The 11549-nt window shown below is 51.3% G+C and carries 14 protein-coding genes and 1 pseudogene; all 15 read left to right on the top strand.

From position 1 onward, the window contains the following. The first annotated feature begins 115 nt into the window (after positions 1-115). The 15 genes and pseudogenes from DW720_RS15085 to DW720_RS15160 all read left to right on the top strand — a co-directional run bounded on the left by DW720_RS15085 (position 116) and on the right by DW720_RS15160 (position 11320). A complete protein-coding gene (locus tag DW720_RS15085) occupies positions 116-586 on the top strand; it encodes a PcfB family protein (protein WP_107001182.1) in 471 nt (156 codons plus the stop codon). Next, positions 583-2406, top strand: a complete 1824-nt coding sequence (locus tag DW720_RS15090) for a VirD4-like conjugal transfer protein, CD1115 family (protein ID WP_107001181.1) — start codon at positions 583-585, stop codon at positions 2404-2406. Before DW720_RS15085 ends, DW720_RS15090 begins: the two co-directional genes overlap by 4 nt. A gap of 89 nt (positions 2407-2495) precedes the next feature. Then, a pseudogene (locus tag DW720_RS15095) lies at positions 2496-2624 on the top strand (Maff2 family protein); the annotation flags it as partial. A gap of 179 nt (positions 2625-2803) precedes the next feature. Then, complete coding sequence (locus DW720_RS15100; RefSeq protein WP_015534245.1) at positions 2804-3163, top strand: PadR family transcriptional regulator; 360 nt, start codon at positions 2804-2806, stop codon at positions 3161-3163. After that, positions 3160-3618, top strand: coding sequence for a DUF1700 domain-containing protein (locus DW720_RS15105; protein WP_117946835.1), 459 nt, complete (start codon positions 3160-3162; stop codon positions 3616-3618). Before DW720_RS15100 ends, DW720_RS15105 begins: the two co-directional genes overlap by 4 nt. Positions 3619-3621: 3 nt before the next feature. Then, a complete protein-coding gene (locus DW720_RS15110) occupies positions 3622-4065 on the top strand; it encodes a DUF6591 domain-containing protein (protein WP_117946834.1) in 444 nt (147 codons plus the stop codon). 169 nt (positions 4066-4234) lie between these two features. After that, positions 4235-4633 (top strand): sigma-70 family RNA polymerase sigma factor, encoded by a 399-nt coding sequence (locus DW720_RS15115; RefSeq protein WP_118749806.1) that lies wholly within the window; start codon positions 4235-4237, stop codon positions 4631-4633. Between the two features lie 16 nt (positions 4634-4649). Further along, positions 4650-4862: a helix-turn-helix domain-containing protein gene (locus DW720_RS15120; protein WP_117946832.1), complete on the top strand. Its 213-nt coding sequence runs from the start codon at positions 4650-4652 to the stop codon at positions 4860-4862. A 570-nt stretch (positions 4863-5432) separates the two neighbouring features. Further along, entirely contained in the window at positions 5433-5831 is a 399-nt protein-coding gene (locus DW720_RS15125; RefSeq protein ID WP_002569238.1) for a plasmid mobilization relaxosome protein MobC, read from the top strand. After that, complete coding sequence (locus DW720_RS15130) at positions 5803-7425, top strand: relaxase/mobilization nuclease domain-containing protein (RefSeq protein WP_118749807.1); 1623 nt, start codon at positions 5803-5805, stop codon at positions 7423-7425. The genes DW720_RS15125 and DW720_RS15130 overlap by 29 nt, the downstream gene beginning before the upstream one ends. 185 nt (positions 7426-7610) lie before the next feature. After that, positions 7611-7823, top strand: coding sequence for a hypothetical protein (locus DW720_RS15140; RefSeq protein WP_002569236.1), 213 nt, complete (start codon positions 7611-7613; stop codon positions 7821-7823). Continuing rightward, a complete protein-coding gene (locus DW720_RS15145; RefSeq protein ID WP_002569235.1) occupies positions 7813-8562 on the top strand; it encodes a phage replisome organizer N-terminal domain-containing protein in 750 nt (249 codons plus the stop codon). The genes DW720_RS15140 and DW720_RS15145 overlap by 11 nt, the downstream gene beginning before the upstream one ends. Further along, positions 8559-9413, top strand: a complete 855-nt coding sequence (locus tag DW720_RS15150; RefSeq protein WP_002569234.1) for an ATP-binding protein — start codon at positions 8559-8561, stop codon at positions 9411-9413. The genes DW720_RS15145 and DW720_RS15150 overlap by 4 nt, the downstream gene beginning before the upstream one ends. Then, positions 9410-9598, top strand: coding sequence for a transposon-encoded TnpW family protein (locus DW720_RS15155; protein WP_002569233.1), 189 nt, complete (start codon positions 9410-9412; stop codon positions 9596-9598). Before DW720_RS15150 ends, DW720_RS15155 begins: the two co-directional genes overlap by 4 nt. A 111-nt stretch (positions 9599-9709) precedes the next feature. Further along, positions 9710-11320: a recombinase family protein gene (locus DW720_RS15160; protein WP_002569232.1), complete on the top strand. Its 1611-nt coding sequence runs from the start codon at positions 9710-9712 to the stop codon at positions 11318-11320. Positions 11321-11549: the final 229 nt, after the last annotated feature.

Here is an 11549-nt window from a genome sequence, read left to right on the forward strand (position 1 = left end):
TTGTGTTGGATAAAAACACGAAGCTGCCGCACCTTAGTGCGACAGCCCCTTTCTGTTCGCCGAGATTGTACGGGGGCCTCCCGGATAGCGGGAACCCCGACGGAAAGGAGGTTTTATGCAGGAAGAAGTAAACCAAAAAACGGTTGCCCTTTCGATCAGGACAACGAAGCTCACGGGAAAAGTGCTGGCTGCCGCTCTTGGGAAGGTGGTGCGGACGCTGCAAAAGCACCACCGGAAGGCGCTGACCCCACAGGGACGCCAGAGTGTGAAAAAGCTGATGAACCACTATGGCGGCAAAAGCGCCATGCCCTATGTGGGAGCCCCGAAGGATTTTGACCGGATCGCGAAGGAGTTCCATGTGGACTACGCTTTCCATAAAGTGAGCCCCGGCCATTACCTGCTGTTTTTCAAAGCCAATCAGGCGGACGCTATCACGGCGGCCTTCCAGAAGTACAGTGCAAAGGTGCTGGACAAAGAGCAGGACAAGCCTTCTATCCTCGGCCAGCTTCGGAAATTCACGGAGCAGATCAGGACGCAGGCAAAGGAGAAGCAGCGGACCAGAGAGGCGGTGAAGGACGGACGTTGAGTGACAAGATCAGAAAATATGTGCTCCCCAACCTGCCGTACCTCTTTGTGTTCTGGTTTTTTTCCAAAATCGGGACGGCCTACCGGACTGCACCCGGCACAGACTTCGGGACAAAGCTCATGGGGATGCTCGACACCTTCCCGAAAGCCTTTGAAACCTACTGGCCGGGGCTGGGCGGTATTGACCTGCTGGTGGGCCTTGCCGGTGCGGCTGGGATGTATCTGCTGATACAGTCAAAGATCAGGAAGGCAAAAAAATTCCGGCGGGATGCGGAGTACGGCACCGCCCGCTTTGGAACAAAGGAGGATATAAAGCCGTTTGTAGACCCTAAATTTCAGAACAATGTCATTTTAACCGGGACGGAGTTCCTTACCATGAACACCCGTCCGAAGGTACCTGCCAATGCCCGGAACCTAAACGCCTGTGTCATCGGCTCGTCCGGCTCGGGAAAGACAAGGTTCTGGCTGACCCCGCAGCTCCTTCAAGCCCATTCCTCGTATGTGGTGGTAGACCCGAAGGGCGGCACCCTCGACCAGTGCGGGCGGTTCCTGCAAAGGGAAAAATACAGGGTGCGGGTGTTCAACAGTATCGACTTCTCCAAATCCATGCACTACAATCCGCTGGCCTATATCAAGACGGAAAGCGATGTTTTGAAATTCGTTACCGCCCTGATTGCCAATACCAAAGGCGATGGCAAGGAGGGCGACGAGTTCTGGACAAAAGCCGAAACCCTTTTGTACTGCGCCCTTGTGGCCTATATCGTCTTTGAGGGGCCGGAGGAAGAACGCAACATGAATACGCTGGTGGAAATGATAAACAGCATGGAAGTCCGGGAAGATGACGAAACCTTCAAAAATGCGGTTGACTATATGTTCGATGGGCTGGAACGCCGCAGTCCCCAGCACTTCGCTGTGAGACAGTATAAGAAATACAAGCTGGCCAGCGGCAAGACAGCTAAAAGCATACTGATTAGCTGCGGAGCCAGACTTGCCCCCTTTGACATTCCCCAGCTTCGGGAGATCATGTCCTATGACGAACTGGAGCTTGATAAGCTGGGGGATGAAAAATCAGCGCTGTTCTTCCTTATCAGCGACACGGACACCACCTACAACTTTTTGGTTGCCCTCGCTTTTTCGCAGATGTTCAACCTTCTGTGTGAACGGGCTGACAATACCTATGGCGGGCGTCTGCCCTACCATGTGCGGGTGCTGTGGGACGAGGCTGCCAACACCGGGCAGGTGCCGGGGCTGGAGAAAATTGTGGCTGTCATCCGTTCCCGTGAGATCAGCCTGACACTCTTTTATCAGGCTATGAGCCAGTGCAAGGCATTGTACAAGGACCATTCTGAAACCATCATGGGCAACATGGACAGTATCGTGTTCCTCGGAGGCCGGGAGGCTTCCACCCTAAAGGATATTTCGGAAAACTGGCTGGGCAAGGCCACCATCTCCATGCAGACCGAAGGCCGGAGCCGGGGGCAGTCTGAAAGTTACAGCCAGAATATGCAGCGGCTTGGCCGGGAGCTGATGACTACCAGCGAGATCACCACCATGCCCGGGGATAAATGTATCTTGCAGCTTCGGGGGCTCCCGCCCTTCCTGTCCCCGAAGTATGACTTGAAAAAGCACCCGAATTACAAGTACACAGCCGAATTTGATAAAAAGAAAAACGCCTTCCGCTTGGAAAGCCTGTTCCGCCACCGGCCATTGAGACTAAAGCCGGAGGACGAATACACGGTGTACGAAGTGGACGGCTCCGACACGGACGAAGAAGCTGACCTGTTGAACTTCGATGATCTGGACAGCGACGAGTTCGTGTAACTTCGGGCCATGATGACCCGAAGCGCCGCCGATGTGGGCGGCTTTTTTTGTACCCAAAACCATCAAACAAACAAAATGGAGGAACGTATATGGAATTTTTCAATCAGGCAATCGACATTCTTAAAATTCTGGTCATGGCTCTTGGCGCCGGTCTGGCGGTGTGGGGTGTCATCAACCTTCTGGAAGGTTACGGGTCGGACAACCCTGCGGCAAATGCTCATGTGCCATAAAGTAACACACAAGAATTTGATAGACAGCAGCCCATTATTCCGATATTGCCTTACGCACGCATCTTGTAACTTTTTCGTTAAGACTATTGACTCTGATACCTCGAAAGAGATATAATATAGTTGCTACTTAGCAAGCCTGAGTAGCGAAACTAAAGAGAGGCGACGATATGAATAACAAATATGTCCAGCAATTCAAAAAAGGCTCTCTGGAAATGATACTCTTATGCCTAATCGGACGCAAGGAAACTTATGGATATGAAATTATAACCGAATTGAACAATAGTGCGTCTGTTTTGGGATATGCGAAAGAGGGAACCATTTACCCTATTCTGTATCGTTTACAGGAAGCAGAACTAATCAAATGCCGATTGGCTCCGGCTGCGGCAAATGGCGGCTCAAAAAAGTATTATTCTTTAACTGATAAAGGCAGGAATGTACTTGATGAACTAATCTTATTTTGGTCAAGCTATGAAAACTGCGTAAACGGCTTTATAGAAAGTTATCAACAAGCGAGGGTGTCCAAATGAAAGAACAATATATCAAACAGGTTGAAAAGGAACTATCTTTACCACGCAAAATGAAAAAAGAGGTTGTGCGTGACTTGAATGAAGTTTTTGCGTCTGCTATGGAGCATGGAGAAACAGAGCAACAGGTTATCCAACGTTTGGGCACACCAAAAGAATTTGCAGACAGCACCGCAGAACAGTTTGGCATTGATAACACCACATTGAAAAAAAGGAACGGTATCATTTCTACTCTTGTTGCGCTTGTTATCGCGGTTGCTGCCTTTTCGGTATATGCTGTTGCACAATCAGGAAAAGTACCAGAAGGAGCAATCGGACAGGCAGACGCGACAACAAATATACAGATTGAGGGCGCATTTGCCTTTGATGTTTCACAAATCCTTTTGACTATTGGGTTTGTAGCAACGGCTATTGCTGTTTTGTTAATTATTAGAACCATACACAAAAACAGGAGGTAACCAATGAAGAAGTATATTTCTGTATTCGCAATCATGCTTATGATTTTTTTGGCTGCGTGTTCTAATCAAAATATCTCATCTGCACCAACCAGCAATGAGAGCAATACACAATCTAACAGTGTTACAAAATTGGAAGAGGGCGTTTGGCCTGCGAATGAGTACACGGAGGGGCTTCCTGTTCCGCCTGGTACGGTTGCATGGGCTACACTTGATACAGAACATGGGAATTGCAGTATCAACCTTACCGGCGTTAGCGAAAACGACTATAACGAGTACATGGAGATTTTGAACCAAGAAGGCTTTTCCGTAATTGAAAATGTGTCAGAGGAAATCGAGGGAGAAAACTATGTTTCTATCGGAACACTTTTGTCAAATGAAGAAAAGTGGATAAGCATCAGCTATGTTCCAGACAGTTTCGGTATCTACATTTCTTTTGTCAACAACTGAATGAACATAACGAAATAGCAAAGCCAGTCGAGCCAGTCAACGGTTAAGATGAACGGCGCATACGCGCCGCCGTTGACAGCCCCGCCCGCCTTTGCTGGCAGGCAATCAAGGGGTGGACAGCAAGGAGTGCTGCCCGCCCCGTACTATTATTCAGAGAGGGGGAATTTCCATGACCGAGATTGAAGCCTATCAAGAGTATATCCGGTGCAAGCACAACGCCTTTTGTAAAGCCGTTATTCGGTATGCCGCCATCGGGAAAATCATACGGCTGCGGCAGAAATGGGAACGGGAAATTTCCCTTGACTATCTGACAAATGAGAAGTTTGTCCAGTTTGCCGAGCCGGAGCCGGACGAAGAACACCCCTTTATCGTCTGCGGCCAGACCGTCCTGCTCTGCAACGTCACCCTTGCCGCTGCACTCTCGACTTTGCCGGAACAAGCGCAGGAAGAAATCTTCCGCTACTATTTCCTGCACCAGCCGCAGCGCGTGATCGGTGCGTACTTTGGTCAAACACGCAGCACAGCGGGGCGGCATATCCAACTTGCCTTGCAGCGGTTACGGGAGTAAATGGAGGTGAGCCGCCATGAGTAGGCTACTTCCCTATGAAACCATTGTCAAAGCCCATGAAGGCGACCCGGAAGCCGTGGACGCAGTTCTTTCCCACTATGCCGGATATATCCGATACTTTTCCAAAATGAACGGGCAAGTCAATGCCGAAGTTGAGGACTATGTGAAAGAACGGTTGATTGCCTGTCTGCTCAAATTCCAATTTGACTACCCGCCGGACGAGCCATAAAAACTGAATACTTGCCGCCCACCGGCGGCCATCGAAAGCAGTAAGTCTTGAAAAAGATTTACTGCTTTTTTCTATTCTATTTCCGGCCATTTTGCCCCTTGCCGGTTGCAGTAGTGAGTGAAAAGAAAAATTCTCTACCCCGCCAGTTGCCAAAAAGCTGTTGCCCGGATTACAGGAGCAAAAGGAAATTTGAGAAAATCCCCGTCCAGCGGGTAGATGACGGTCTTTGAAATGTATCTTTAGCGGAAAGGAAAAAAGACCGCCTACAGCGGGCAGCAAAGCCCTTTTCGAGCGTTATATTAGCGGAAAATGAGAAGCCCCCATATGCGCCGGGGTTTGCAGTTACGGAGAGCAAGATTCTACCGAGGTGCCAAAATTCGCGTTTTGCTCATTTTGCCCCTGCGGGAATCTTGTTGGGGAGTGCCTTCCCCAAACCCTGCTTATGCGGCTTACGCCGCTGGAAAATCCCTCAAAATAATTTTTCGGATTTTTCAAAAACAGTTCCGCTTTACACCCTGTTTTTCTCCTATTAGTGAGAGGACACCACGCACAGCCGAAGGAGGTTTTACCATGCGAAAACGATATAACACGCCGCACCGCAGCCGGGTAGTCAAGACACGCATGACCGAGGAAGAATACGCCGAGTTTGCGGAAAGGCTTTCTGCTTACAACATGAGCCAAGCCGAGTTTATCCGGCAAGCCATAACCGGGGCAGCCATACGCCCCATCATAACCGTTTCCCCCGTCAATGACGAGTTGCTTGCCGCTGTCGGGAAGCTGACCGCCGAATACGGCAGGATCGGCGGCAACTTAAACCAGATAGCCCGGACGCTGAACGAGTGGCACAGCCCCTACCCGCAGCTTGCCGGGGAGGTACGGGCGGCGGTTTCCGACCTTGCTGCCCTAAAGTTTGAAGTCTTGCAGAAAGTGGGTGACGCTGTTGGCAACATTCAAACATATCAGCTCTAAAAACGCCGACTATGGCGCAGCGGAAGCCTATCTCACATTTGAGCATGACGAGTTTACCATGAAAGCCACCCTTGATGAAAACGGGCGGCTGATACCGAGGGAGGATTACCGCATTTCTTCCCTCAACTGCGGGGGCGAGGATTTCGCTGTTGCCTGTATGCGAGCCAATCTCCGCTATGAGAAAAACCAAAAACGGGAAGATGTGAAAAGCCACCACTATATCATCAGCTTTGACCCACGGGACGGGACAGACAACGGCTTGACCGTAGACCGGGCGCAGGAGCTGGGCGAGCAGTTCTGTAAAGAGCATTTCCCCGGACACCAAGCCTTAGTCTGCACCCACCCGGACGGGCATAACCACAGCGGCAATATCCATGTGCATATCGTCATCAACTCCCTGCGGATTTATGAAGTCCCGCTTCTGCCCTACATGGACAGACCAGCCGACACACGGGAGGGCTGCAAGCACCGCTGCACCAACGCCGCTATGGAATATTTCAAGAGTGAAGTCATGGAGATGTGCCACCGGGAGGGGCTTTACCAAATCGACCTCCTAAGCGGCAGCAAGGAACGGATAACCGAACGGGAATACTGGGCGGCAAAGAAAGGACAGCTTGCCCTTGATAAAGAGAACGCTGTCAGAGAAGCCGCAGGACAGCCGACCAAGCCCACCAAGTTTGAAACGGACAAGGCGAAGCTGCGCCGGACGATACGGCAGGCACTTTCCCAAGCTGGCAGCTTTGACGAGTTTTCTTCCCTTTTGCTGCGGGAGGGTGTGACCGTCAAGGAGAGCCGGGGGCGGCTTTCCTACCTCACGCCGGACAGGACAAAGCCTATCACAGCCCGGAAGCTGGGGGACGATTTTGACAAGGCTGCTGTCCTTGTCCTGCTTACGCAGAACGCCCACAGAGCCGCCGAACAGAGCAAAGCCATACTCGAATACCCTGCCGCGGTTAAAAAGCTGTCACAAGGGGAAAAAACCACAAAAACCACCCCGGCAGACAACACCTTGCAGCGCATGGTTGACCGGGAAGCCAAGCGAGCCGAGGGCAAGGGCGAGGGCTATGACCGCTGGGCGGCAAAGCACAACCTAAAGCAAATGGCAGCTACCGTTACCGCCTATCAGCAGTACGGCTTTTCTTCCCCGGAGGAACTGGACGAAGCCTGTTCTGCCGCCTATACCGCCATGCGGGAAAGCCTTACAGAGCTGAAGCAGATGGAAAAGACGCTGAACGGGAAAAAGGAGCTGCAACGGCAGGGGCTTGCCTATTCCAAGACCCGCCCTGTCCGGGACGGGCTGAAACAGCAGAAAAACGCCAAAGCAAAAGCAGCCTACCGTCAGAAGTACGAAAGCGACTTTATCATAGCAGACGCAGCCGCCCGCTATTTCAGGGAAAACGGCATTTCCAAGCTGCCGAGCTATAAAGCCCTGCAAGCAGAGATTGAAACCCTTATCCAAGAGAAAAACAGCGGCTACAACGATTACCGGGCAAAACGGGAGGAATACCGCCGCTTACAGACTGTCAAGGGCAATATCGACCAGATTTTACACCGGGAGCGCAAGCCTGTGAAAAGGCAGGAACAGGAACGATAAAAACCGCCCCAAAATGTACCCGAACCTATACAGAACAAGGGGGCTGCCCCGTACCCTATCCGCAAATACCAAAGGATTTTTTAACGGGCTTATAGGGCAGAAAAAACCCGAAAATGATACCGAGATGATACAGAATTACCGCCGATACCGCCACACCAGCGGAAACGGCAGAAAGGAGCGCACCCATGCCAAGAATGAGCAAGAAACGGCGGCTGGAATGGTCTTTTTTCCTGCGGCAAGTGAAAGTCGGGAATTCCACCTGCGATCGTATCACATACAATGACCTCTGCCGGGGCTGTACCCATAGCTGCAAGCAGAGCTTCCGGGCGGTTATCATACTCTGCCCCCACTACTACTCCAAACGCCGGAAAAAGGAGGACAGGGACAATGGCAGATAACCGCAAGTATTACTACCTCAAGCTGAAAGAGAACTTTTTTGACAGCGACTCCATTGTGCTGCTGGAAGATATGAAAGACGGGATTTTATACTCCAATATCCTCTTGAAGCTGTACTTAAAATCGCTGAAAAACGGCGGGAAATTGCAGCTTGACGAGCATATCCCCTACACAGCGCAGATGATAGCGACACTGACCCGCCACCAGATAGGGACGGTTGAGAGGGCTTTAGAGATTTTCCGGCAGTTGGGGCTTGTGGAGCAGCTTGACAGCGGGGCTTTCTATATGACCGACATTGAGCTGATGATAGGACAGTCCTCTACCGAAGCCGAGCGGAAACGGGCTGCAAGACTGGAAAACAAGGCACTTTTACCGCCCCGGACAAAAGGCGGACATTTGTCCGACATTCGTCCACCAGAGATAGAGATAGAGTTAGAGAAAGAGATAGAGATAGAAAAAGAGAGAGAGGGAGAAACGGGACACCCCGCCCCCGCCGCTTATGGCAGATACAACAATGTGATACTGACCGATACAGAGCTTTCCGGGCTAAAAACAGAGTTGCCCGACAAGTGGGAGTATTATATTGACCGGCTTTCCTGCCATATCGCTTCCACCGGGAAACAGTACCACAGCCATGCAGCCACCATTTACAAGTGGGCGCAGGAGGACGCTGCCAAAGGCAAGGCTGCCCCGAAACAGGGCATACCCGATTATTCATGCAAGGAGGGCGAGAGCTTATGAAAAACGGAATTGAAGCTATGATTACGGACATTACAGCCACTACCGCCGAAGCGGAGGACTACACAGGCGAGGACGGGCTTTTATACTGCGGTAAGTGCCATACGCCCAAAGAAGCCTATTTTGCAGAGGGAAAGACTTGTTTCGGGCGTGACCGCCACCCGGCAGAGTGCGACTGCCAGCGGGCAGCCCGTGAAAAGCAGCAAGCCGCCGAAAGCCGACAGAAGCACCTTGAAAAAGTGGAGGACTTGAAACGCCGGGGCTTTACCGACCCTGCTATGCGGAACTGGACATTTGAGCATGACAACGGCAGAAACCCGCAGACCGAAACCGCCCGCTTTTATGTGGAGAGCTGGGAAACCATGCAGGCTGAAAATATCGGCTACCTGTTTTGGGGCGGCGTGGGGACGGGAAAAAGCTACCTTGCCGCCTGTATCGCCAACGCCCTTATGGAAAAAGAGGTTGCCGTCTGCATGACAAACTTTGCAACGATACTGGGTGACCTTGCCGCCAGCTTTGAGGGCAGGAACGAATATATTTCCCGCCTTTGCAGCTACCCTCTGCTGATACTTGATGATTTCGGTATGGAGCGAGGAACAGAATACGGGCTGGAACAGGTTTACAGCGTGATTGACAGCCGTTACCGAAGCGGCAAGCCGCTGATCGCCACGACCAACCTCACGCTGGAGGAATTGCAGCACCCGCAGGACACGCCCCACGCCCGTATCTATGACAGGCTGACTTCCATGTGCGCCCCCGTCCGCTTCACGGGCAGCAACTTCCGAAAGGAAACCGCACAGGAAAAGCTGGAACGCTTAAAGCAACTGATGAAGCAGCGAAAGGAGAGCCTATGACAGAAACGAAACAGACAAGCACCACCAAAACAGACCGCCGCCCGGACTGTGTGACGGAAATCCGCATGGGCAACTCCGTCCTTACCGTTTCCGGCTTCTTCAAGCAGGGCGCAACCGACACCGCAGCCGACAAGATGATGAAAGTGCTGGAAGCGGAAGCTGCTACACAAAAAACGGCGATTTGACCGACCATAAAGAAGCAGATTTGACGCTTTTGCCGCTATACAGACAGCCGCCCCATGTGGTACAATCAAGGTACGGAATAGTGGGGCTGGCTGTCGGAAACGGAGGATTTTATGTTAAGACAGACCAACCAACAACCAATTACCGCCCTTTACCCAAGACTATCCCATGAGGACGAGCTGCAAGGCGAAAGCAATTCCATTTCCAATCAGAAGCGTATCCTTGAAACCTATGCAAAGCAGAACGGCTTTTCCAATCTGCGCTGGTACACGGACGACGGTTATTCTGGTGCGAACTTTCAAAGACCCGGTTTTCAAGCCATGCTTGCGGACATTGAAGCCGGAAAAGTCGGGACAGTTATCGTAAAGGATATGTCGAGGTTAGGGCGAAACTACCTGCAAGTGGGAATGTACACGGAAATGATTTTCCCACAGAAAGGTGTCCGCTTCATCGCTATCAATGACGGAGTGGACAGCGCACAGGGCGACAATGACTTTGCCCCGCTGCGGAATATCTTTAACGAATGGCTGGTGAGAGATACGAGCAAGAAAATCAAAGCAGTAAAACGCTCAAAAGGCATGAATGGCAAGCCCATCACAAGCAAGCCTGTGTATGGCTACCTCATGGACGAGGATGAAAATTTCATTATTGACGAGGAAGCTGCACCCGTAGTCAAGCAGATATACAACCTCTGTCTTGCCGGGAATGGTCCGACCAAGATAGCCCGTATGCTCACAGAGCAGCAAATCCCCACGCCGGGAACGCTTGAATACCGCAGGACGGGCAGCACCCGCCGCTACCACCCCGGCTATGAGTGCAAGTGGGCGACCAATACCGTAGTGCATATCCTTGAAAACCGGGAATACACAGGCTGTCTGGTAAATTTCAAGACAGAAAAACTTTCTTACAAAGTCAAGCACAGTGTAGAAAATCCCCCGGAAAAGCAAGTGATTTTCGAGAACCACCACGAGCCTATCATAGACACCCAAACATGGGAACGGGTGCAGGAGCTTCGCAAACAGCGCAAACGCCCAAACCGCTATGATGAAGTGGGTTTGTTCTCCGGCATACTGTTCTGTGCGGACTGCGGCAGCGTGATGTATCAGCAGCGATACCAGACGGACAAGCGCAAGCAGGACTGTTATATCTGCGGCAACTACAAGAAACGCACCCATGACTGTACGGCGCACTTTATCCGCACCGACCTCTTGACCGCTGGTGTACTCTCCAATCTGCGGAAAGTGACCAGCTATGCGGCAAAGCATGAAGCCCGGTTTATGAAACTCTTGATTGAGCAGAACGAGGACGGGGGCAAACGCAGGAACGCCGCCAAGAAAAAGGAACTGGAAGCCTCCGAGAAACGCATAGCCGAGTTATCCGCTATCTTCAAGCGGCTGTATGAGGACAGCGTGACCGGGCGCATATCAGACGAGCGTTTCACAGAGCTGTCGGCAGACTATGAAGCAGAGCAACGGGAGCTGAAAGAAAGAGCCGCTGCTATTCAAGCGGAGCTTTCCAAAGCACAGGAAGCCACCGTGAACGCAGAAAAGTTTATGAATGTTGTCCGGCGGCATACCAGCTTTGAAGAACTTACCCCTACTCTGCTGCGGGAGTTTGTAGAGAAAATCGTTGTGCATGAGTGCAGCTATGACGAGAACAAGACCCGCAGACAGGACATTGAGATTTATTATTCTTTTGTTGGCAAGGTGGACTTGCCCGAATAACCGCCCGACCTGTCCGACACAATGCGCAAGTGCCGGATAGGAACGGCAAAATTTTTTACACTTCTATTACTTCTTTATCGCACATCAGTAAAATCACAGGGCATTAAGCAGTTCATGGCTAATTAAAGGGAACAAAAAAGAAAGGAAAACCAATCCAGACGGTATCAGCGGCAGGATACAAGAATAAATTGTGATTTCACAAGATTGGTGCTATAATAAGAGAAAAGTT

The organism is Clostridium sp. AM27-28, assembly GCF_003480955.1.
Taxonomy (GTDB): domain Bacteria; phylum Bacillota; class Clostridia; order Lachnospirales; family Lachnospiraceae; genus Otoolea; species Otoolea fessa.